Source organism: Aquabacterium sp. (genome assembly GCF_041909175.1).
Classification (GTDB): Bacteria; Pseudomonadota; Gammaproteobacteria; order Burkholderiales; family Burkholderiaceae_C; genus Aquabacterium.
In genome coordinates, this window is sequence record NZ_JAYRDZ010000014.1 from 18,082 (window position 1) to 41,329 (window position 23,248).

The window sequence follows — 23,248 nt, forward strand, 5'->3', positions numbered from 1 at the left end:
GAGGAGAGAAACATGAGTCAGAAAGTCGCCTATGTGACAGGGGGCATGGGCGGTATCGGTACCGCCATTTGCCAACGCCTGCATAAAGATGGTTTCAAGGTGATTGCGGGTTGTGGTCCCAGCCGGGATTTCACAAAGTGGCTCAACGAGCAACATGCGCTCGGCTATGAGTTTTTCGCCTCGGTGGGCAATGTGTCGGAGTGGGAGTCGACCGTGGAGGCCTTCAAGAAGGCCCGAGCCGAGCATGGCCCGATCGATGTGCTGGTGAACAACGCCGGTATCACCCGCGATGGCATGTTCCGCAAGATGACGAAGGCCGATTGGGATGCCGTGATGGACACCAACCTGAACAGCCTGTTCAACGTGACCAAGCAGGTCATTGATGACATGGTTGAGCGTGGCTGGGGCCGCATCATCAACATCAGCTCGGTCAACGGTGAAAAGGGCCAGTTTGGTCAGACCAACTACTCGGCTGCCAAGGCCGGTATGCATGGCTTCACCATGGCGCTGGCCCAGGAAGTGGCCAACAAGGGTGTGACGGTGAACACCGTATCGCCTGGCTATATCGGCACCGACATGGTCCGCTCCATCCGTCAGGACGTGCTGGACAAGATTGTGGCCACCATTCCTGTGAAGCGTCTGGGCATGCCCGAGGAAATCGCCTCGATGGTGGCCTGGGTTGCCGGAGAGGAGTCCGGTTTCGCTACCGGGGCAGACTTCTCCGTCAACGGTGGTCTGCACATGGGCTGATACCTGGCTGCCTTGTGCAGCCAATTCAACTCAAAAGCCCCGCGCCATTGGCCCGGGGCTTTTTTCATGCTCAGCAGGACTGCGCTTCCTGTTCCATCACCAGTTTGTCGAGCGCCGCGCACACATCGGCAAAGCGGCCGGTGATGACTGTGCGGCGGGCATCGCTCGGATCGCTGCAGATGCGCAGCGGGCTGGCTGGGCGCACGGGTGTGGTGCGTTCCGCGGCCATCTGGGGTTCGGTTCGAACCACGATAGGGCGGGCCGAAGGCGATGGATGGAGGAACAAGGCACGAGCGAGGTAATGGATCATGTTGAACTCCGTAACAGACTGAGGAAGTTCGGCAGGATTCCAGACGGACGCCAGCGTACGGGACTGCACGACCTTGAACAGGCGTGCGAATGCCCGCCACCCGTACGGGGGCGTTGCCACAAGGGCAGTGGATTTACATGAGAGGCTGGTTTCGGATCAGCCCGACTGCCAGGCCTTCCAGCTCGAAGTCGGGGTGGTCGGGTGACACCAGGATGGGTTCGAAATCGGGGTTTTCGGGCAGCAACTCGATGCCCTGAGGGGTACGTTTGAATCGTTTGACGGTGACCTCGTCACCGAGGCGCGCGACCACGATCTGGCCATTGCGGGCTTCGCGTGCGCGGGCCACTGCCAGCAGGTCACCATCGAGGATGCCCGCGTCTTTCATGCTCATGCCGCGTACGCGCAGCAGGTAATCAGGGCGTTTGGCAAAGAGGCTGGGCTCGACCGCATAAGACTGTTCGATGTGCTCCTGGGCCAGGATAGGGTGACCTGCGGCTACACGGCCCACCAGAGGCAAGACCAGTTGCTCGAGCCCAGGCAGGGTCATGCTGAAAGGCATGGCATCGGCAGCGGGCACCTTCTTGCGTGTTTCGTTGACGGTGCGCAGCGTGCCTGCCTTCAGGCGGATGCCGCGGGAGGTGCCACCGAGCAGTTCGATGACCCCTTTGCGGGCGAGTGCCTGCAAGTGCTCTTCAGCCGCGTTCGCAGAGCGAAAGCCCAACTCGGCCGCGATCTCGGCGCGTGTAGGCGGCGCGCCCGTGCGGGCGATGGCGCGTTGGATCAGCTCGAAAATTTCTTGCTGGCGCGGCGTGAGTTTGGGTTTATCGTTCATCTCGCAGTTGCTGGATGGCTGTTTGCTGTCATTTTATACAGGGCTGTTGATTTGTCCAGTACTTTTTGAAGGCGTTGGAGACAGTTGATGGGACAGACCGTGCTGGTGCTGGGCACCGGCGGCACGATTGCCGGTGTCGGAGATGGGCCGGATGCCTTGCGCTATGCCGCGGCACAGTTGAGCGTCGAGCAACTGGTAGCCGCTGTGCCGGCGCTGTCTGACTTCATCCTGGATGTGCAGCAGGTGGCGCAGGTCGACAGCAAGGACATGGATTGGGCTGTCTGGCAGGTGCTGGCACGTGCGTTGCGCGAAGGTCTGGCCCGAGATGATGTGGCTGGCGTGGTGATCACCCACGGCACCGACACCCTGGAAGAGACCGCGTACCTGCTGCATCGCTTGGTTGATGTGGCCAAGCCGGTGGTGCTGACGGCGGCGATGCGGCCGGCCACTTCAGCGCAGGCTGATGGGCCGCGTAATCTGCTGGATGCTGTTCGGCTGGTGAACGAGGCTGCGCGTACCGGTGTGCACGGCGTCTGTGCAGTGATGGCGGGGCGGGTTTGGTCGGCACGTGCTGTACGCAAGGCCCACAGTTGGCACATCGATGACGCGTTCGATGGCGGCGGGCAAGATCCTCTGGCTTTGATGGGGCATGACGGCCCGCTGGGTAGCTTGGCAGCCTGGCCGCAGGCCTGTGGCGCTGGGTGGTCTGTTTTGCTGGACCATGCTCAGCCCCGTGTCGATATCGTGGTCAGCCATGCGGGGGCCGATGGGCGTTTGCTGGATGCAGCCCTGCGCTCGCCCGACACCATGCCGAATGGCATTGTGGTGGCGTGTACAGGGCATGGCACGGTGCACCATCAACTGGAGCAGGTGCTGTTTCATGCCGAACGCTTGGGGGTGCAGGTGTGGCGCAGTACGCGCGTCGCCAGGGGCGGGGTCCAGCGGCGGGACGGTGATATCTGGCCTGCGGCTGGCGATGTCACCGTTGCGCAGGCCAGAGTCGCCCTGATGCTGGAGTTATTAGGTGTCCCTGCGGAGGATTGAAGGCTCACAAGTCGACTGCGGTGTCCGACGGGCCGGAGTGAACCCTCATCCTCGGATGGCCTCTCAGAGCCTGTTCCTCGGGACAGCTGGCAGTTTAGGCAAGACAGATGACGGGCTCATGACAGCCCGGGGAACCAAATTGGCATATCGGCATTCAAATTGCGCACGGCACAATGGCCCGGTTTCAGGTAGGCTTTACTTTTGCTTTACCCGCTGACTACGTTACGTAAACGTTTGCGGAAGATATTTGACCTCATGAACAAAAACAAGTTTGTTGCGTGGTTCACCCCTGGGCGTCTGGTGGTGATCCTGGTGGTGCTGGTCGCTGCGGCGTGGGGCATCAAGAAATACTTCTTCACGCCGCCAGCTCTGCCGGCGGTGATCACATCGGAGGCCTCCATCCAGGACATGGAAGACACCGTGCTGGCCAGTGGCACCATCCAGGCTGCCACCGAAGTGAAGGTGGGTGCGCAGGCTTCCGGTCAGATCAAGCGTCTGTATGTGGATGTGGGCGACACCGTCAAGAAGGGCCAGTTGGTGGCAGAGATTGACTCCACCACGCAAACCAACAGCTTGCATAACGCCGAGGCGGATGTCGCTTTGTATGAAGCACAGTTGCGCGCCAAGCAAGCCACCTTGAACCAGGCCACGCTGGCCTACAAGCGGCAAAAAGAGTTACTGGACCAGGATGCGGGCTCGCGCGCCGATTACGAAGATGCCGAGGCCACCATGCTGACAGCCAAGGCTGCCATCGGCGAGATCGAGGCGCAGATCAAGCAGGCCCACATTGCTGTGGACACCGCCAAGACCAACCTGGGTTACACCAAGATCGTGGCACCGATTGACGGTGTGGTGATTGCCGTGCTGGCCGAAGAGGGGCGCACGGTGAATGCCTCGCAGTCGGCGCCAACCATCATCAAGATCAACAAGCTGGACACGGTCGAGATCAAGGCCCAGATTTCCGAAGCTGACGTGGTGCGCGTGAAGCCTGGTCTGCCGGTTTATTTCACCATCATGGGTGAACCAGACAAGCGCTACGACGCGACGCTCAAGCAGATTGAGCCGGCTCCGGATTCTGAGCAGACCGATAGCACGTCGACGTCCAGCAGTTCTTCGACATCCACTTCGTCGTCTTCGTCTTCAAGCACGACGTCGGCCATCTACTACAACGGCCTGTTCCAGGTGCCCAATCCGGATGGCAAGTTGCGTGTTGACATGACGGCCCAGGTCATCATCGTGCTGAACAAGGCCGACCATGCCCTGGTGATCCCGGCGACCGCGCTGGGCGAGAAAGGCAAGGATGGCCGCTACACGGTGCGCGTCCTCGAAGGTGAGGAAGGCAAGGCTCAGCGACTGGTCGCCCGCAAGGTGCGCGTGGGGCTGAACAACCGCGTGCAGGCTCAGGTGCTGGAAGGTCTGAAAGAGGGTGACAAGGTGGTGGTGGGCGAAGCCAGCGGAGGCTCGTCATCGTCCAGCAGTTCGCGCCGCGGTGGCCCTCCGATGTTCTGATCACAGGGGCAGACCATGACCCAAGCACTGTTGGAGGTCAAGGACCTCTGGCGTGAATTCCCTTCCGGGGAAGGCACAGTTGCCGTTCTCAAGAACATCAACCTGACGATTCATGCCGGCGAAATGGTGGCCATCATGGGGGCATCGGGGTCGGGCAAGTCGACCTTGATGAACATCCTCGGCTGTTTGGATCGGCCGACGCGTGGCGTTTACGAGGTGGCCGGGCAGGAGACCAGCCTGATGGGGCCGGATGATCTGGCACGGCTGCGTCGCGAGCACTTCGGCTTCATCTTTCAACGTTATCACCTGCTGGGGGACCTGACCGCCCTTGGCAATGCCGAGATCCCGGCCATCTATGCGGGCTACGGCGCAGTTCAGCGTGACGAGCGTGCCAAGGCTTTGTTGACCCGCTTGGGGCTGGGTGACCGCGTGCACCACCGGCCTGGCCAGCTTTCAGGCGGCCAGCAGCAGCGCGTCAGCATTGCACGTGCGCTGATGAACGGGGGTGACGTGATCCTGGCGGACGAACCGACCGGGGCGCTCGACACCACCAGCGGTGCCGAGGTGATGAAGATCCTGGGTGAGTTGCATGCTGAGGGCCATACCGTGATCATCGTGACCCACGATGCCAAGGTGGCCGAGCACGCGCAGCGCATCATCGAGATTGCCGATGGCGAGATCGTTTCAGACCGCGTGCGGGACGGGGCGGACACGTCCCGCCAGGTCCGCGCGTCACACACGCCGGCAGACCCACACCCCTGGCGGGCGCGCTGGGATCAGTTCCAGGAAGCGTTTGTCATGGCCTTGCGCGCCATGGCCGGGCATCGTTTGCGCACGCTGCTGACCATGCTGGGCATCATCATTGGCATCGCATCCGTGGTGTCCATGGTGGCCTTGGGTGAAGGCTCGCAGCAGCGGGTGCTCAAGGACATCGCGTCCATGGGGACGAACACGATCGACATCTTCTCGGGCAAGAACTTTGGTGACCGGCAGGCGAGCAAGATCCGCACCTTGGTGCCGCGCGATGCCGAGGCGCTGGCCAAGCTGAGCTATGTCGACAGCGTGTCGCCCAGCGTGAGCACCAGCGTGACGGCTCGACGTGGCAACCTGGAGGCCACAGCCAACGTCACCGGGGTGGGAGACCAGTTCTTCCGGGTGAAGGGCTACAACATGGATCTGGGCCAGGCCTTTGATGCCGAGAGCGTGCGTCGCCAAGGTCAGGAAGCCGTGATCGACCCGAACACCCTCAAGGCGCTCTTCGCGGATTGGGAGGACCCGATCGGGGCCGTGATTTTCCTGGGCAGTGTGCCGGTGCGAGTGGTCGGGGTGACCAAACCCCAGGACAGCGCCTTCATGGCCAGCGACAACCTCAATGTCTGGGTGCCTTACACCACAGGCATGCGCCGTTTGCTGGGGCAGTCCTATGTGCGCAGCATCACGGTGCGGGTCAGTGATAGCGTGTCATCGGCTGCAGCCGAGCAAGGTATCACCAAGCTGATGACGCAGCGACATGGCTCTCAGGACTTCTTTGTGCGCAACAGCGACAGCATCCGGCAGACCATCGAGAGCACCACGCAAACCATGAAGTTGCTGATCTCGTCGATTGCCGTGATCTCGCTGATCGTGGGCGGCATCGGGGTGATGAACATCATGCTGGTGTCGGTGACCGAGCGGACCCAGGAGATTGGGGTGCGCATGGCGGTGGGGGCGCGTCAGAGCGATATCCTGCGTCAGTTCCTGATCGAGGCCGTGCTGGTCTGTCTGCTTGGCGGGATCCTCGGCATTGCCCTGGCCTTGTTGATTGGTGAAGTCTTTACCCTGGTCGGGGGCTCGTTCCAGATGGTCTATTCGGTGGCTTCCATCGTGTTGGCCGTGGCCGTGTCCTCCTTGATCGGGGTGATGTTCGGCTTCCTGCCGGCGCGCAGTGCCGCGCGTCTTGATCCTGTCGAGGCGCTGGCCCGTCAGTGAAAGTGGTGAAACAGTGTTGAAGATGAACATGGACCAACCGCGCCTGATTCCCCTGGCCCTGATGGTGTCGATGAGCCTGCTGGCTGGGTGTGCCAGCCAGCGCACTGCCTTCGAGCGTCCTGATGTCAGGGTGCCGGCATCCTGGCAGCAAGCTTCGGCAGCAGCCGGTACGACGGCCCAGCCAGATGCGCAGTCGGCTGACCGCTGGTGGACCCGCTTTGGAGATGCCCAACTCGACAAGCTCGTAGCGGAAGCGCTCCAACGCAATGGGGATCTGGCTCAGGCGGCCATCAAGGTCCGCAAGGCCCAGTTGAAGGCGGGCCTGGCAGCCAGTGACCAGTTGCCGACCGTGAGCGTGTCGGCCAGCAGTTCGAACAGCCGTCGCCTGTCGGGCGGATCGACCACCCGGACCAACACGGCCGCTGCCGAGGTCAGCTGGGAGCTGGATCTCTGGGGGCGTCTGGCCGCTTTGCGCGATGTGGCTGATTGGGAGGCGCAGGCCACGGAAGAAGACCGGCAGGCGGCAGGCTTGTCTCTGGTGGGCACCGTCACGGACTTGTACTGGCAGATTGCCTATCTGAACCAGCGCATTGTGGCCAGCGAGGAAAGCATTGCCTATGCGCGCAAGACGCTGGAGCTGGTGCAGGCTCAGCACCGTGCGGGCAGTGCCTCCGGTCTGGAAGAAGCCGAAGCAACCCAGACCTTGACGTCGCAATTGGCGTCACATACCCAGTTGATTCAGCAACGGGTGGAGGCACGCAATGCCTTGGCCATTCTGTTTGATGGCCCACCCGGTGCGGCCTTCCCGGAATTGGCGCGGTTGCCGGATGCAGGGCTGCCAGCAGTGGAGGCTGGACTGCCGGCGTCCTTGCTGACCCGTCGGCCGGATCTGAAGGCGGCTGAATTGCGCCTGCGCGAGAACGTGGCCACGGTCGATGCCACTCGGGTTGGCTACTACCCGACCTTGACATTGACCGGCAGCGTAGGGGGCAGCAGCTCAGCCTTGTCTGACGTGCTGGCACACCCGATCGGCACCCTGGGTGCGGGGCTGGTGCTGCCTTTCGTGCAGTGGCGCGACATGCAGCGCAATGTGGCGGTTTCGCAGGCCGACGCCGATGTGGCCATCGTGGCCTTCCGCCAGACCTGGTATCAGGCGCTGGCTGATGTCGAGAATGCCTTGTCGGCTCGCCAGCAATACGATGCGCAGGCTGAGCAGCTCGAAATCGCTTTGGCTGCTGCGCGCAAGGTCGAGCGCCTGTATGAGGTGCAGTACCGCGCAGGTGCCATTCCGCTCAAGACCTGGCTGGATGGACAGGAGTCTCGCCGCACGGCGGAAAACAGCCTGGCAGAAAACCGTCTGAACCGCCTGAACAACGCCGTGACGCTGTATCAGGCGCTGGGTGGGGACATGTTGAGCCCTTCGGCGCAGTGATGCGGCTTCATCTATCATCCGTTGCATGATCACCGTACACCACCTGGAATTTTCGCGTTCGCAGCGCGTGTTGTGGCTCCTCGAAGAGTTGGGGCTACCGTATCAGATCAAGGTCTACAAGCGAGACCCCAAGACCAAACTGGCACCGCCTGAGTTGAAGCAGGTGCATCCGCTGGGCAAGTCGCCGGTTATCACCGATGGTGATCTGGTGGTGGCCGAGTCGGCCGCCATTCTGGAATATCTGGTCGAGCGCTATGGGGCGCAGGCGCCTGCATCGCTGGGTAACCTGGTGCCGGCTGCCGGTGCTGACGCCCACTTCCAGCAGCGCTTCTGGATGCACTATGCCGAAGGCTCGCTGATGAACTGGCTGGTCATGAAACTGGTGTTCATGACCATTCCGACGCAGCCCATGCCTTTTTTCGTCAGGCCGATCGCCCGACAATTGTGTGCACAGGTTCAAAAGAAGCTGATCGATCCCAATCTGGCCAATGCCACGGCCTTCATTGAAAAGCACCTGGCGACACATGCCTGGTTCACGGGGGATCAGATCGCCCTGGCCGACTTCCAGATGAGCTTTGCAGTCGAGGCCTTGCTGTCGCGCGGGGGCGATCTGTCTCAGACGCCCAATCTGCTGCGCTATCGCGACCAGATGCATGCCCGGCCAGCCTACCAGCAGGCCTTGGCAAAGGGCGGTCCGGTGTTGATCGGGCAGTGAGTTGGGCGCCATGCGCACCGGTGTGGTGCGCTGCTACCTGATCAATTTGCTCTGCCTCTTTGTCAGCAGCTGAAATGGTCTGGCATCCATGTTGCATACGGGTGATCCCCAAGAAGGAGTACCCCGAACATGAGTCAAGAAAGTTCACGCCTGGCCATTGCTGCTCATATCCATGTGCTGATCCGTCGCAAGCTCGGACGTGTCACGGATACCGAGTGGATGGCCTGCAATCTGGAGTACGCCACCGAGATCATCCGGGTCTGCCGTGCGGAGAACGACCCCGATCTCGCTTCCTGGGCAGACAAGCTGGAGGCTGCACTGGATGACCTGCGTCCGCGCCGCCATGCGAAGCCTGTCGAGGCTTCGCCAGCTGCTGTGGCAGCACCGGCCGCACCGGCCCCGACAGCCGAGGTCTCAACCTGGCCTGACAGCGTGCTGGCGTCGTTGCAGCAAAACGTGGCTGCCATGCGCCAGGTCGAACAGCGTTACGTGGGGCGCCTGCGCTAAGCCGCATCCCCGCAGCTGGTTTCAGCAGGAGGGCGGGCCTCAGCCCACCACCACCACCTGCTGCCCAGCCGTGACGCCGCTGCCTTCCTTGCAGCGCACACTCAGCACCTGGCCTGCAACCGGGGACAGCACCGGGAATTCCATTTTCATGGACTCCACGACCGCCACGGTCTGACCTTCGGTCACGGTGTCCCCTTCGGTCACCAGCACCTTCCAGACGCTGCCGGGTACGGGGCTGCCTACGGCTGTGGCACCTTCCGGCAGGGCCTCTTCCGGCACGCCTTCAGCCATGTCGGGCTCGCTCAGGCTGCCATCCTGCCCTGACGCTTTCCAGCGTTCACGCTCTTCATGGAAGGCCTGTTGCTGCTGCGCCTTGAAGGCTGCGATGCTGTGGGCCTCGTGGGCCAGGAATCGACGGTATTCGCCCAGGCTGAAGGTGCCGTGTTCGACGCGCAGCTTCATGCGGCCGGCCGGGAAGTCGCGGCGCATCTGCAGCAACTCCTTCTCGCCGACAGGGTAGAAGCGCACCTGGTCAAAAAAGCGCAGCAGCCAGGGCTTGCCGGCTTCGAAGTCGGCTGCACCGCCCCGCTCGTCGCGCCAGCGGTTCCACATCTGGACTGTGCGCCCGACGAACTGGTAGCCGCCGGGGCCTTCCATGCCGTAGACGCACATGTAGGCACCGCCGATGCCCACGGCGTTCTCGGGGGTCCAGGTGCGAGCCGGGTTGTACTTGGTGGTGACGAGGCGATGGCGGGGGTCCAGGGGCGTGGCCACGGGTGCACCCAGGTAGACATCGCCCAGGCCCATGACCAGGTAGCGGGCTTCGAAGACGATGCGCTTGACCTCCTCGATGCTGTCCAAGCCATTGATGCGGCGAATGAACTCGATGTTGCTGGGGCACCAGGGTGCATCAGGCCGCACCGACTGCATGTACTTCTCGATGGCCAGGCGGGTGGCGCTGTCGTCCCAACTCAGCGGCAGCCAGACTGTGCGGGTGGGCACGGTGATGTCGTCGATGGCGGGCAGGCTGGCTTCGGCTGCATCAATGGCGCCCAGCAAGTCGCCACGAGATAGTTGGGTTGGCTCGAAGTGGATCTGCAGCGAGCGGATGCCAGGGGTCATGTCGATGATGCCGACGAGGCTGCCGGCATCACGCAGCGCTTGCAGCGCCGTCATCAGGGCATGCACGCGGAAGCGCAACTCCAGGTCGAGGACCAGCGGGCCGTATTCAACCAGGATGTAGCGGTCACCGGCTTGGCGAACACAGCGGGCGGGCAGGTCGTGCTCGCTCTGGCTGGCTTCTCGGCGAGACAGCACAGGCGTCAGCGTGCTGGCCACCTCATCGGCCGGTGTGCCTTCGGGCAGTGCAGGGGCACTGACGGCATCGGGCACCACGGTCTGGCCCACGGCTGCCAGCAGGCGGTTTTGTGCGGCCTGCATGGCCTCGGCCTGTTCATGGCTGATGGCGTGGAAGCGCACGGTGTCGCCGGCCTTCAATTGGCCCAGTTTCCAGCGCTCGGCGGATACCACCACGGCCGGGCAGACAAAGCCGCCCAGGCTTGGGCCATCAGGCCCCAGGATGACGGGCATGTCGCCGGTGAAGTCGATGGCGCCGATGGCGTAGGCGTTGTCGTGGATGTTGGATGGGTGCAGGCCTGCCTCGCCACCATCGGTGCGCGCCCATTGCGGCTTGGGGCCGATCAGGCGCACGCCCGTGCGGCTGCTGTTGTAGTGCACCTGGTAGTCGGTGGCGAAGACGGTGGTGATGTCTTCCGGCGTGAAGAAGTCTGGAGCGCCGTGCGGGCCGTATAGCACGCCGATATCCCAGTGGCGACTGAGCGTGGGCGTGAGTTGCTGGGGCAGGGCATGTGCCGGGTGGCGTGGCGCATCCAGCCCCAGGTCGGCGAATGCGAGGGCGCCTTCCGGGGCCGGGTGCACATGCAGCATGTCGCCGGTGCGCAGGGTGCGGCCGGCGTGTCCGCCAAACTGCCCCAGGGTGAAGGTGCTGCGGCTGCCCAGGTAAAGGGGCACGTCCAGCCCGCCTTGCACGGCCAGGTAGGTACGGGCGCCGCCTTCGGCCAGCGGCGCGGTGCCCAGCTTCAGTACGCTGCCAGCTTTCAGGGGCAGCGCACGGTTGAAGACCTGGTCGTGGTGCAGGGACTGGCCGTCCAGGGTGACGGGCATGGGCGCACCGGTCAGGGCGATCACGGTGTCCGCATGGCAGCGCAGGGTGGGGCCACCGACGGTGCACTCCAGCGCTGCTGCACCTTCATCGTTGCCAATGAGGCGGTTGGCCAGCCGCAGGTGCAGGTCGTCCATGGGCCCGGAAGGTGGCACGCCCACATCCCAGTAGCCGGTGCGGCCCGGCCAGTCCTGCACGGTGGTCTGCACACCACCTTCCATGATTTCGAGCGCACGCGGTTGCCAGGCGAACTGCCCCAGGGTGCGGGTGACGACTTCGCCTTGCACGAACACCGGTGCGGCCGTGACGGCACGCAGGTAGCGCAGATTGGTTTCGATGCCGGCCAGACGGGTGTCCGCCAGCGCTTGCTGGAGTTTGGCGACGGCCTGTGCCCGATCCGGGGCGGTGACGATCAGCTTGGCCAGCATCGGGTCGTAGTAGGGCGGGACATCCGAGCCGGTTTCGACCCAACCATCCAGGCGCACGTTGTCGGGGAAGACCACTTCCGTGAGCACGCCGGCACTGGGCTGGAAGTTGCGGGCGGGGTCTTCGGCATAGAGCCGCACCTGAATCGAGGCCCCTTGGGGAGACGGCGCTTCCAGCTTCCACACGTCACCGCGGGCCAGTTTCACCATCCACTCCACCAGGTCCACCCCGGTGACCTGTTCGGTCACGCCATGTTCGACTTGCAGCCGGGTGTTGACCTCCAGGAAGTAGAAGGCACCGGTATCGGCATCGAGCACGAATTCGACTGTGCCGGCGGAGCGGTAGCTGACCGCCTGGCCCAGGCGCACGGCACAGTCGAGCAGGGCGCTGCGGGTGTCGGCCGACAAGCCGGGCGCGGGGGTCTCTTCAATGACCTTCTGGTTGCGGCGCTGGGCCGAGCAGTCGCGCTCACCCAGGGCGACGACTTGGCCGCGCCCATCCCCAAACAGCTGAACCTCGATGTGACGGGCGCGTTCGACGAATTTCTCCAGGAACAGGCCGGCATCCTTGAAATTGGACTGCGCCAGACGGGCCACGGCGTCGTAGGCGGCTTCGAGTTCGGCGTCGGTGCGCACCAGGCGCATGCCGATGCCGCCGCCACCGGCCGTGCTCTTGAGCATCACGGGGTAGCCAATGCGCTGGGCTTCGGCTTTGGCCTGCACCACATCGTGCAGTAGGTCGGTCCCCGGCAACAGCGGAACCTGGTGTTGCTGAGCCAGATCGCGTGCTGTGTGCTTGAGGCCGAAGGCCCGCATCTGCTCGGGCGAGGGCCCGATGAAGGCGATGCCGGCTTCTTCGCAAGCTTGGGCGAAGCCCGGGTTTTCCGACAGGAATCCGTAGCCGGGGTGGATGGCTCCCGCGCCGGTCTGGCGGGCGGCCTCCAGAATGCGCTCGACATTCAGGTAGCTCTGGGCAGCAGGGGCCGGGCCCACGCAGACGCTGGCGTCGGCCAGGGACACGTGGCGCGCATCGGCATCGGCCTCCGAGTAGATGGCCACTGCCTTGAGACCCATCTTGCGCAGGGTGCGGATGATGCGGCAGGCAATGGCGCCACGGTTGGCGATGAGGACCGTGTCGAAGCGAGGAGCAGCAGCGGAAGTCATGAGGGCGGGCTTTCAGCAGCGCATGCAGGTCGTCCTGCGTGAGGGAATGGCACGCGGCAGGTCGTCCTGCCGGGCGGGGCACATGCCCCGGTCAGGGGAGCTGCGTCAGACGGGGTCCCACACCAGGAACTGGGCTGGGGTGGGGTTGTAGGCGTTACACGGGTTGTTGAGTTGCGGGCAGTTGGAGACCAGCATGAGGATGTCCATCTCTGCGCGCAGCTCGACGTATTTGCCCGGTCCGGATACCCCGTCGGCAAATGTGAGTTCGCCATCGCTGGTCACGGGCACATTCATGAAGAAGTTGATGTTGGGCACCAGGTCGCGCTTGCCCAGCCCGATGTCGGCATGCTGCAGTGCGATCAGGTAGTTGTCCCGGCAGCTGTGCATGAACTTCTTTTGCAGGGCGTAGCGCACGGTGTTGCTTTCGGCTGCACAGGCACCACCCAGCGTGTCATGGCGGCCGCAGGTGTCGGCCACGATGGTGAGCATGGGGTTGCCTTCGCTGGACATCAGTACTGAACCGGTGGTCAGGTAGATGCCACTTTGGGCCAGCATGGTGTCGGTGGCGCTGTAGTGCTCGGCCAGGTCGTTGGCGTTGTAGAACAGCACGTCGACGGCCTGGTTGCCTTCGAGGTCAACAATGCGCAGGGTCTGGCCCTGGTTGAACTGGAGCAGGTAGGGCTCGCCGGAGGGCAGCACGTGGTTGACCACGGCCTGTTCGGGTTGCAGGGCGCTTTCCTGGATGCGGATGGCAGCAGCAGTCATCGGGGTTCTCCTTCGCGGCTCACAGGTAGAGCATGTCGGCGTTGTGCATGGCCCGGGCGCATTCGCCGCGGAATGCCCGGCAGTAGTCGTCTGCCGGCGCAGGGCCTGATTTCCAGGCCGCCAGGCCCACCTTGCCGGGTGCGTAGCTGGGCGATGGGTTGAGGGGGTGCGGTGCGGTCGACAGGGCGATCAGGGTGTCCATGTCGAAGCGCAGCTCCACCATGCTGCCGGCGGGCGCATGGTCGGGCGCAAACTGGAATCGGCCTTCGGCGTCGACGGCCACCTTGCTGAAGAAGTTCACCGGGGCGATCAGGTCGCGGCGGCTCAGGCCATATTTGCCAATTTCGATGAGCAGGCCATCCTTGCCGCTGCGGAACATGCCGTTGCGGTAGTCGTGGAAGCTGTGGTCACCGTACTTCGCCAGCATGCGTTCGTGGTCCAGCAGAGCGCCCAGCGGGTCGTGCCAGCCCACGGTGTCTGCCGTGATGCTGGCCAGGGAGCGGCCCATGTCGCTCATCAGCACATGGCCCCTTGTGTAGTGCGCAGTGTGCTGGGCCTTGAGCGAGTCGGGCATGTTGTAGCGCTCCAGCTTTTCCCGGGCGTGGTAGAGCACCATGCTGAGGTTGGCACCCGCATCCAGCGCGACCATGCGCAGGCGGCTGCCGCGCGGCATCACATACGACCAGTGACAGCCGCCGGGCACGATCTCCGACCACATGACGCGGTCCTCGGGCAGATCAGCCGCAAAACGGCGCCAGAAGGCAGGGGCATCCACCGGGTTGGCCACAGGTGGGTTGTCGGGAACTTCAAAAAGGAAAGACGAGGTCATGTGGGGCTCCTTGTCGACAGCTTCGCGCCTCATTGCGCACCAGAGGCAACGGCCTCGGCCGAGCGGCTGAGCTTGTCGAGCAGTTCGAAATCGGTTTTCATGCCGGAGGTCTCGCGGATGCGATCCAGCAGGGTGCGCTTGAGCTGTAGAAACTCGGGCGACATGCGCATGTCCTGCGAGCGCTTCGCCGGCAGCGGCACGGTGTGGATCGAGTCGATGCGTCCTGGGCGTGGCGCCATCAGCACCACGCGGTCACCCAGGTAGATGGCTTCTTCCACATCGTGGGTCACGAAGATGATGGTGGTGCGCTCCAGGTGGTGCACGTACTTGATGAGGTCATGCATCACTTCGCGTGTCTGGGCGTCCAGCGCACCAAAGGGCTCGTCCATCAGCAAGATGGGCGGCTTGCTCATCAGCGCGCGGGCAATGGCCACACGTTGCTGCATGCCGCCCGAGAGCTGGCTGGGGTAGGCCTCGGCCACATGGGTGAGGCCCATCAGGCGCAGCAGGGCATCGGCGCGCCCCGCGGCGTCTTCCACGTCTGCACTGCTGCGGTCGCGCGTGTGGGCCTTGAGCTGTCGGCAAAAGCGGATGTTCTGCTGCACGGTCAGCCAGGGGTAGAGGCTGTAGTGCTGGAAGACCATGGCCCGATCCGGGCCGGGGCCGCAAATTGGCTGGCCATCGGTCATCAGCGTGCCCTCGCTGTAGTCCTCCAGGCCGGCCATGGTGCGTAGCAGAGTCGATTTGCCACAGCCGGACGCGCCGACCAGGACCACAAACTCACCGGGCGCAACGCTCAGGCTCACGTCCTGCAGGGCAGGGGCCGTGGCGCCGGGGTAGGTCTTGAAGAGGTGTTCACATTGGATGCTCATGGTCTGACTCCTCAGTGGCGGGCATACATCCAGGGGAAGGCCTTGCGGTGGGCAAAGCGCATGAGCTGGTCGATCACCAGACCGATGACACCGATCAGCAGGATCCCGGCAAAAATCTTGTCGGTCTGCAGGAAGCGCTGCGCTTTCAGAATGGCGTAACCCAGGCCCGAGTTGGCGGCCACCAGCTCGGCCACCACCAGGTAGGTCCAGGCCCAGCCCATGGTCACGCGCAGGGTGTCCAGCAGGGCCGGCTTGGCCGAGGGGACGATCACCTTCTCGATGATTTCTCCGCGTGTGGCCCCCATGGTCTGTGCCGCCTCGATCTGGGCCATTGGCACGCGCCGCACGTCTTCGGCCACCATCAGCACCATTTGGAAGAACGTGCCGATGAAGATGACCGCCACTTTGGCACTTTCATCGATGCCCACCCACACCATGACCAGGGGAATGAAGGCCACGGCCGGCATGTAGCGGATGAAGTCCATCAGCGGTTCCATCAAGGCTTGGAAGCCTCGCCAGGTGCCGATCAGCAGCCCCAGGGGCATCGCCAGCAGGGCTGACAAGGCCCAGCCCACCACCACCCGCATCACGCTGATGCCGATGTCGCCCAGCAGGTCATCGTCCCACCAGGCCTTGGTGCGCTCCAGCACGCTGGCCGGGCTGGGCAGGAAGACCGGGTCGACATGACCTATCGAGGTGGCGATGATCCAGACCAGCACAGGCAGCAGCAAGCCTGCCACCGCGAGAGTCCAGTAAAGCCAGCCAGGAATGCCTTGGCGAATGGCCAGCAACCGGTTGGGGCGGGAGGGGGGCTTGCTTGATGCCTGCATGCGGAGCGTCCTTCTGATGGCGCAGTGAGAGACTTATTTCAGGGCTTCGGCCAGCAGGCTGGCATCCACGCCCTTGCTCACATCGGGCTTGCCGTCGATGAGCTTGTTGTCCAACAAGAAGCTGGTCACGGTCGGGGCCACGGCAATCAGCGACAGCGGGTCCTTGGCATCCATGGCGGCCTTGTTGGCTGCTGCGTCGAAGAACTTGGTACCGGGCAACAGCACCTTGTATTCGTCGGGCTTGAGGCTGACGATCTTGCTCATGATCTTGGCGGCCTCATCGGGCTGGGCCTTGATGAACGCCACGGTGTCGAACCAGGCCTTGATCATCCCGACCAGGTCCTTGCGCTTGGCCTTGATGGCCTTGTCCTGCGCGACCAGCAAGTCGGGAATCAGGCCGGGCATGTCCTTGGAGGTGAACAGCGCCTTGCCCTTGCCGCTGACTTCGATCTGGTGGATCCAGGGGTTCCACACCACGGCCGCATCGACCCGGCCAGCCATGAAGGCAGCAGCAGCGTCGCCGGCGCTCAGGTTGACGATCTTGACGTCACTTTGCTTGAGACCATTCTTGGCCAGTGCATTGACCAGCACGAAGTGCGACACGCTGTACTGTTCCAGCGCCACGGTTTTGCCCTTCAGGTCCTTGAAGGACTTGATCTTGGGCGACACCACGACCGCGTCATTGCCGGCAGAGTTGTCATTGACCAGGATGGTCTTGACGGGCACACCTTTGGCCAGCGGGCCCATGGTGTCCGACCAAGTCTGCGAGTTGGCATCCAGTTGGCCGGACGACAGGGCAGAAATCGAATCGGTGTAGTTGGCAAACCAGACGAGCTTCACGTCGGCGCCATGTTTCTTGAAGAAGCCCTTTTGTTCGGCCACATACCAGGCGACCCAGCCTGGCCAGTCGGACACGCCGACCTTGACTTCGGCGGCAGCAGGCAAGGGTGCTGAGAGGGCCATGGCGGCGGCGACCGCGGCCATGGCGCTCAGCACCTGGGTCTTCAGTCGTTGGGACAGCGAAGACCCTGTCAGGCGAGCAGAGCACGCCTCATGGGAAGACGGGGCTGACAGCGGGGTGCGGGTGATTCGACGCATAGAGAGCTCCAGGCAGATTGGACAAATGAGAGAGGACACTTCGTCTGTACGATGAAGCGAACCTCCCGGGCTTTTGTCCCGCCGTGGAGCCTGAGCCAGTCGATACCGACACCAGGCCGGCAGCTCTCGGACCAGTCACCTCGCCAAACTGCGCGAGGCCGGAACCCTAGCTACCCTGTCGAAGAAACGATCAGACATCGCTCCTCTCATGCCTGACTACATGCAATAAGAGTGCCAGCTTTTTTGAGTGGAAAAGCGGGTGGCGTGCACCGCTGCGGTGCGGCCCTTCACAGAGCCTGGGTGCGCTGGGCCAGCCAGGCCTTGGCCGGGCCTTCGACCAGCGGGCTGACCCGGCGCCACACCTCGGCGTGGTAGCGGTTCAACCAGTCGATCTCGTCCGGGCGCAGCAGCTTGAGGTCGATGCAGCGCGTATCGATGGGGCACAGGCTCAGTGTCTCGAAGGCGAGGTATTCCCCATATTCGGGCGTGCCAATCGGTGCACTCGGCACGGCAGGTGCACGCGCGACATTGAGCACCAGGTTTTCGATGCGGATGCCCCATTGGCCAGGCCGGTACAAGCCGGGCTCGATCGACGTCACCATGCCTTCTTGCATGGCGTGATCGGGTGTGGGTATGGCTTTTGAAATGGATTGGGGCCCCTCGTGCACATTGAGGAAGTACCCCACGCCATGTCCAGTTCCATGGCCAAAGTCCATGCCTTGCGCCCACAGTGGGGCGCGCGCCACCGCATCGAGCATCGGCGCCAACGTCCCCTTCGGGAAGGCCATGCGCGACAGACCCATGGTGCCCTTGAGGACCAGCGTGAAGTCGCGTTTCTGTTCGGCGGTGGGCTCGCCAATGGCCCACACACGGGTGATGTCCGTGGTGCCGCCCACATACTGTGCGCCCGAGTCGATGAGCAGCAGCCCCTGGGCGGTCAAACCCTGAGGCGTGCTCAACACTGCAAACGCATCCGGCATGGCGCGGTAATGGGGCTGTGCCCCGTTGGCATTGAAGCCCGCGATGGTCGGAAAACTCAGCGACACGAAGCCGGGTTGAGCTGCCCGTTCGGCGGACAGGCGCTCGTCCACGGTCAGTTCACTGATGTACTCATGTCCCAGCGCCGACTCAAACCAGGCGTAAAACGCGGCCATCGCGGCCCCGTCACGCTCCATCGCTTCCCGGATGAAGTGGGCCTCCTGATCTGTTTTGCGAGACTTTGCCCGCACCGTCGGGTTCAGCGCTTCGATCACCTTGACGCTCGCCGGCACGGCCTCACGCAGCCCCCAGGTGATGCGTTTGGGGTCGATCCACAGTGTGGCGTCCGCAGGCAGGGCCTTCACGGCAGTCAGTGCCTCTTCGTAGGGGCGGCAGACGATGTGGTCCGCCTGCAGGCGGCCTGCCAGCTCAGCCGATACCTTCTCGGCGTCGACAAACAGGGTCACCTGGTGCGCATCGACCAGGGCATGCGCCACAAACACCGGGTTGTAGTCCACGTCGCTGCCACGCAGATTGAGCAGCCAGGCAATGTCGTCCAGCGTGGCAATCCAGTGGTGGGTGGCACTTTTGTCCTGCAGGGCCAGCCGCAAGGCTGCCAGCTTGTCCGCACGTGGTGTCGAGGCATAGGGGGCGGCATGCTCGGACACCGGGTTCATGGGCACGGACGGGCGGTCGGCCCAGATACCGTCTACAGGGTCGCGGTCCGTTTGCAGCAGCCAGCCTGCATCCGTGAGAGCATCGCGCAGGGCCTGCCCTTGGGCGAGGCCCAGCACCAGTCCGTCGGCGGCCATCACTTTCACTTCCTCGGCCGGGCGCCCAAGGCGTTGCAGCCAGCTGGTGATGGTCGGTGTGGGCGGGCCGTCCAGCTTGACCAGGTCAATGCCTGAGCCCTGCAACTCGCGCTCAGCCTGCTCCCAGTAGCGGCTGTCGGTCATCAATGCCGCATGTTCGGCGCCAACCAGCAGCGTGCCGGCAGACCCGGTGAAGCCACTCAGCCATTCGCGCGCCTGCCAGCGAGGCGGCAGGTATTCCGACAAGTGAGGGTCATTCGAGGGGATCAGGCAGGCTTGCCAGCCCTCTTGAACCATGCGCTGACGCAGGGCTGCCAGGCGTTGTGGCACGGAGGAGAGGGCAGAGGCAGCAAGGGAGTCGGACATCAGCGCAACATGGGTCGGATTGGATACCGCCCAATGTTGCCACGACTCACTTCGTGTCGGGTGACGGTGCGTTCGGATCCCTGTGCACCACCACGGCATTGGGCTCCAGTGCGTGGGGGTCCGGGAACACGCGGGCGTGTCGCTGCGAGGTGAAATAGGCCCAGGCCCAGTCCATGAACACCACGGTGCGGTTGCGGAACCCGATCAGGAAGTAGATGTGGACCCACAGCCAGAACAGCCAGGCTGGGAAACCACTGAACTTGATCTTCTTCTTGGTGAAGGGGATGTCGACCAAGGCTACAGCCGCACGTTTGCCAATGGTGGCCAGTGCGCCGTAGTCGAAATAGCGGAATGCCTGGGTTTCCTGTCCGGCCAGTTGCCGCAGGATGTTGCGGGCAGCCTTGCGCCCCATCTGCTTGGCTCCGGGGCTCACGCCGGGTACCAGCGTCGGGTTGTCGGGGTCCAGATAGCTCTTGGCCGAGGCCAAGTCACCCACCACAAAGATGTTCTGGTGCGAGGGGATGGACAGATCCGGTTGCACGATAACTCGCCCGGCCCGATCGAGTTCGCAGCCTGTGCTCTTGGACAGTGCCTTGCCCAGCGGCGAGGCCGCGACCCCTGCGGCCCACACCACGGTGCGTGTGGGCAGGAAATGCGATACCGTCTGCTTGCTGCCATCCGGCCCCACCTCGACCATGTCGTAGTGGATGCCAAAGGCATTGATGTTGGTGACCTTGGCGCCCGGCAGGACCTCGGCGCCAAGCCCTTCGAGCTGCTCTTTGGCACGCTCGGACAAATCTTCCGGGAAGGTGCCCAGCACGCGTGGCGCACCCTCGAGCAGCACCACGCGGGCACGGCGCGAGTCAATGCGCTGGAATTCCGCACGCAGCGTCTGCTGGGCGATCTCGGCCAGCGTGCCGGCCATTTCGACGCCGGTGGGCCCTGCGCCCACCACTGCAAAGGTCAACCAGGGCTCGCGCCGCACCGGGTCGGTTTCACGTTCTGCGTTTTCAAAGGCGGTCAACACGCGGCGGCGGATCGTGAAGGCATCCCCCAGCGTTTTCAGGCCCGGCGCGTATTTCGCCCAGTCATCGCGGCCGAAATAGCTGTGGGTGGCACCTGCTGCAAGGATCAGAAAATCGAAATGGATGTGCTCACCGCCATCCAGCACCACGCATTTCGATGCCGAGTCGATGGACATCACCTCGCCCATGAGCACCGTGGTGTTGCCACGGGCGATTTCCGTGCGCAGGATATGTCGAATGGGCCCGGCAATGGCTGGCGCTGGCAGACCGGCCGTCGCCACCTGATACAGCAGCGGCTGAAACAGATGGTGGTTGGTCCGGTCAATCACGGTGATGTCTACGGGGCCGTGCGACAAAACCTTGGCGGCTTCCAAGCCGCCAAAGCCACAGCCAATGATCACAACGCGGGGAAGGTTGGTCGTATCGAGTTTGTGTTTTTTCATGCTGATGACACCTGGCACCAAGGGGTTATACCAGTGCATTCAACGGGTCATGGCGTTTGCACCGGCTTGGTGCACCCCCACCTTGCGGGGATATGACACAAACAGACAATCTGTGACCGATACGCGTCAAGTTATTCGGACTCCCCCTGCAAATTGAGACTTATTTGGAGTCTCTTCTGCTACGTGGGTGGGGAGCCGATGTCCCTGACAGATGTTGCCAAGTGTCTCGGTTAAGCTCTACCCCACATTCTGAAATTTGTCCGTTCATGCCCGCTGCTGTCGATCACGACACCCTGCCCATTGGAAGCCGACTTGGCGAATTCGAAATCCTGCAAGTGTTGGGGATAGGTGGGTTCGGCATCGTCTACCTGGCCATGGACCATGCGCTGGAGCGCCAGGTCGCGATCAAGGAGTACATGCCGGGTGCGCTGGCTGTTCGAGATGCTGAGCACCGGGTGACCTTGCGCTCTCAGGCGCATGCGGAAACCTACGCACTGGGCCTCAAATCGTTCATCAACGAAGCGCGCTTGCTGGCGCGATTTGATCACCCGGCGCTGGTGAAGGTCTACCGGTTCTGGGAAGAGCAGGGTACGGCCTACATGGTCATGCCCTACTACAAAGGCCGGACCCTGCAGCAGGCTCGCCGAGAGATGAGCGCGCCGCCTGATGAAAACTGGCTGCGGCAGCTGGTCAACCCCTTGCTGGGTGCGCTTGATTTGCTGCACCGCGAACACATCTACCACCGCGATATCGCGCCAGACAACATCATGTTGCTGGAGCATGACCGAGGTGACTGGCCATGCCCGGTGTTGCTGGACCTGGGGGCCGCTCGCCGGGTGATTGGCGACCAGACACAGGCCCTCACGGCGATCCTCAAGCCCAGCTTTGCCCCGATCGAGCAATACGCCGAAACGGTTCAATTGCGTCAGGGGGCATGGACCGATCTCTATGCGCTGGCTGCGGTGGTGCACTTTTGCATCACCGGTCGGCCCCCTGTGCCGGCCAGCGCACGGGCGGTTCACGATGACATGCCCATGCTCGCGCAACTCCGCGAAGGCCTCAACAGCGGGTTTGGCTGCTCCTTCAGCGACAGTTTCGTGCTGGCCATTGACCATGCATTGGCGGTGCGTCCTCAAGATCGCCCTGAGTCGGTGGCCGCATGGCGCCAGGAGTTGTCGGGCATTGTGGTTTCTGCCCAAGCGGAAGCTCAGTCGAGCCCGGCGGTTCAACCTACCATTCTTGTCCGTCCGGAGTCAGGCGAGCGGCCCGAGGGTCACGTGGCCATTGAGGCTGCGGCCTACATGACCACCGTGCCTGCGCACCGCGTGCCCACACCGGACAGTGAACGACCGGCCCACGCGCCCATGCCCGTCACGATCCCGATACCGGACCCCACGGCGCCCGTCGAGGCGCCGTCAAGCAGCCAAGATGCCTTGGCAGCGGACTCGGTCGCCACAGCAGGGCAATCTGGACGGACGTGGTGGCGAGGGGCGCTCGTCGCCACGTGTGTGGTGTTGGCCCTTGCCGGGTGGTGGAAGCACCGCCATGCGGCCGAGGCGGCACCGGTGGGCGAGGCATCGGCCGTGGCGTCGGCAGCCTCGACGGCAGTGGCCGCCTCGACTCCGGCTCCCAAAGCCAGCGTTGCCAAAGCCAGCAGCAAGGCGAGCCAAGCGTCGGCTGTTGCCTCGGCGGCCACGCGTCAGCCGCTCAACCCCCGTCTGGCTTGTGGCGACCGGACCTTCATCAGTCTGGCCATTTGCATGAAGCGCCATTGCTCACGCCCTGAATACGAGGGCCATGCTGAGTGCAAGCGCATGCGCGACATGGAAGACGCCAACCGCAACCGCAGCTACTGATCAGGCTGCTTCCGCCTGCCGCAGTGCCATCAGCGTGGTTTGCAGCAGCCGGGCGTCTGCGCTGGCCCGGTGTCGTTCCAGCGCCAGGGTGGATGCCACTTGGCGCTTGAGTTCGTGCCAGGAGGCCGCTTCGTCGTCGGACAGCAGCAGCCGCAGGTTTTCCAGGCGGAAATGCGGCGTGCGTTCGGCGGCGTCGTAGAGCTTGCTCAACCAGGTGAAGTCGTGCGCCCAGGCGTCTGAATAGATGACCTCGCCGTGCAGCCACTCATTGAGCATGTCTGCAATCTCAGTCGGGCTGCGCCCATACAGTTGCAGCTGTTCGCGGGTGATGCCGTGCATGGCCGCCGCATTCGGATCCCAGTGTTGCCAGTCGGCTTCTGGGCGGACCAGGCTGCACCAGGCACGCCCGTCAGGCATGACGATGCCGATCTCGATCGGATAGCTGCCCAGACCGAAGCCCGAGGCCTCGATGTCCATGATGGATGGCGGATGGTCGGGCGCCCTTGGAGGGGAGTTTGGAGTTGACATGAAAGAGC

The 23,248-nt window shown here is 63.4% G+C and carries 19 protein-coding genes and 1 riboswitch; of the genes, 8 read left to right on the forward strand and 11 right to left on the reverse strand.

The window, feature by feature from the left end; all coding sequences use genetic code 11:
- The first annotated feature begins 12 nt into the window (after positions 1–12).
- The gene (gene phbB, locus ACE3PH_RS15425) at positions 13–750 is read left to right on the forward strand and encodes an acetoacetyl-CoA reductase (protein WP_374320676.1); all 738 of its coding nucleotides are present in this window, start codon (positions 13–15) and stop codon (positions 748–750) included.
- A gap of 70 nt (positions 751–820) precedes the next feature.
- Here phbB and ACE3PH_RS15430 read toward each other — a convergent pair whose 3' ends face one another.
- Positions 821–1,060, reverse strand: a complete 240-nt coding sequence (locus tag ACE3PH_RS15430; RefSeq protein WP_374320678.1) for a hypothetical protein — start codon at positions 1,058–1,060, stop codon at positions 821–823.
- A 133-nt stretch (positions 1,061–1,193) separates the two neighbouring features.
- A complete protein-coding gene (gene lexA, locus ACE3PH_RS15435; protein WP_374320680.1) occupies positions 1,194–1,892 on the reverse strand; it encodes a transcriptional repressor LexA in 699 nt (232 codons plus the stop codon).
- Positions 1,893–1,979: 87 nt separating this feature from the next.
- Here lexA and ACE3PH_RS15440 point away from each other — a divergent pair, with 87 nt between their 5' ends.
- From ACE3PH_RS15440 to ACE3PH_RS15465, 6 genes are all read left to right on the forward strand, one after another.
- The gene (locus tag ACE3PH_RS15440; RefSeq protein ID WP_374320682.1) at positions 1,980–2,936 is read left to right on the forward strand and encodes an asparaginase; all 957 of its coding nucleotides are present in this window, start codon (positions 1,980–1,982) and stop codon (positions 2,934–2,936) included.
- A 255-nt stretch (positions 2,937–3,191) separates the two neighbouring features.
- Positions 3,192–4,445: an efflux RND transporter periplasmic adaptor subunit gene (locus tag ACE3PH_RS15445; protein ID WP_374320684.1), complete on the forward strand. Its 1,254-nt coding sequence runs from the start codon at positions 3,192–3,194 to the stop codon at positions 4,443–4,445.
- Positions 4,446–4,460: 15 nt separating this feature from the next.
- A complete protein-coding gene (locus ACE3PH_RS15450) occupies positions 4,461–6,413 on the forward strand; it encodes a MacB family efflux pump subunit (RefSeq protein WP_374320686.1) in 1,953 nt (650 codons plus the stop codon).
- Between the two features lie 28 nt (positions 6,414–6,441).
- Positions 6,442–7,845 carry an efflux transporter outer membrane subunit gene (locus ACE3PH_RS15455; RefSeq protein ID WP_374320688.1) on the forward strand — a complete coding sequence of 468 codons (1,404 nt, stop codon included), beginning with the start codon at positions 6,442–6,444 and terminating at the stop codon, positions 7,843–7,845.
- A gap of 25 nt (positions 7,846–7,870) precedes the next feature.
- Positions 7,871–8,560 carry a glutathione S-transferase family protein gene (locus ACE3PH_RS15460; RefSeq protein WP_374320690.1) on the forward strand — a complete coding sequence of 230 codons (690 nt, stop codon included), beginning with the start codon at positions 7,871–7,873 and terminating at the stop codon, positions 8,558–8,560.
- Between the two features lie 129 nt (positions 8,561–8,689).
- On the forward strand, positions 8,690–9,067 hold the full coding sequence (locus ACE3PH_RS15465; protein WP_374320692.1) for a hypothetical protein: 378 nt from the start codon (positions 8,690–8,692) through the stop codon (positions 9,065–9,067).
- A 39-nt stretch (positions 9,068–9,106) separates the two neighbouring features.
- Here ACE3PH_RS15465 and uca read toward each other — a convergent pair whose 3' ends face one another.
- From uca to ACE3PH_RS15505, 8 genes are all read right to left on the reverse strand, one after another.
- Complete coding sequence (uca, locus tag ACE3PH_RS15470) at positions 9,107–12,838, reverse strand: urea carboxylase (protein ID WP_374320693.1); 3,732 nt, start codon at positions 12,836–12,838, stop codon at positions 9,107–9,109.
- Between the two features lie 105 nt (positions 12,839–12,943).
- Positions 12,944–13,603, reverse strand: coding sequence for an urea amidolyase associated protein UAAP2 (locus ACE3PH_RS15475; protein ID WP_374320695.1), 660 nt, complete (start codon positions 13,601–13,603; stop codon positions 12,944–12,946).
- A gap of 19 nt (positions 13,604–13,622) precedes the next feature.
- A complete protein-coding gene (locus tag ACE3PH_RS15480) occupies positions 13,623–14,321 on the reverse strand; it encodes an urea amidolyase associated protein UAAP1 (RefSeq protein WP_374320769.1) in 699 nt (232 codons plus the stop codon).
- A 140-nt stretch (positions 14,322–14,461) separates the two neighbouring features.
- The gene (locus ACE3PH_RS15485; RefSeq protein ID WP_374320697.1) at positions 14,462–15,304 is read right to left on the reverse strand and encodes an ABC transporter ATP-binding protein; all 843 of its coding nucleotides are present in this window, start codon (positions 15,302–15,304) and stop codon (positions 14,462–14,464) included.
- 11 nt (positions 15,305–15,315) lie between these two features.
- Positions 15,316–16,134 (reverse strand): ABC transporter permease, encoded by an 819-nt coding sequence (locus ACE3PH_RS15490; protein ID WP_374320699.1) that lies wholly within the window; start codon positions 16,132–16,134, stop codon positions 15,316–15,318.
- A 33-nt stretch (positions 16,135–16,167) separates the two neighbouring features.
- Positions 16,168–17,232, reverse strand: coding sequence for an ABC transporter substrate-binding protein (locus ACE3PH_RS15495; RefSeq protein ID WP_374320701.1), 1,065 nt, complete (start codon positions 17,230–17,232; stop codon positions 16,168–16,170).
- A gap of 60 nt (positions 17,233–17,292) precedes the next feature.
- Positions 17,293–17,413: riboswitch (guanidine-I (ykkC/yxkD leader) on the reverse strand.
- Positions 17,414–17,519: 106 nt separating this feature from the next.
- On the reverse strand, positions 17,520–19,388 hold the full coding sequence (locus ACE3PH_RS15500) for a M24 family metallopeptidase (protein ID WP_374320703.1): 1,869 nt from the start codon (positions 19,386–19,388) through the stop codon (positions 17,520–17,522).
- Between the two features lie 46 nt (positions 19,389–19,434).
- The gene (locus ACE3PH_RS15505; protein ID WP_374320705.1) at positions 19,435–20,856 is read right to left on the reverse strand and encodes an NAD(P)/FAD-dependent oxidoreductase; all 1,422 of its coding nucleotides are present in this window, start codon (positions 20,854–20,856) and stop codon (positions 19,435–19,437) included.
- A gap of 266 nt (positions 20,857–21,122) precedes the next feature.
- On the opposite strand from ACE3PH_RS15505, the gene ACE3PH_RS15510 reads away from it, so the two are divergent.
- Positions 21,123–22,712 (forward strand): serine/threonine protein kinase, encoded by a 1,590-nt coding sequence (locus tag ACE3PH_RS15510; protein WP_374320707.1) that lies wholly within the window; start codon positions 21,123–21,125, stop codon positions 22,710–22,712.
- Here ACE3PH_RS15510 and ACE3PH_RS15515 read toward each other — a convergent pair whose 3' ends face one another.
- Positions 22,713–23,189, reverse strand: a complete 477-nt coding sequence (locus tag ACE3PH_RS15515) for a hypothetical protein (protein ID WP_374320709.1) — start codon at positions 23,187–23,189, stop codon at positions 22,713–22,715.
- Positions 23,190–23,248 lie beyond the last annotated feature (59 nt).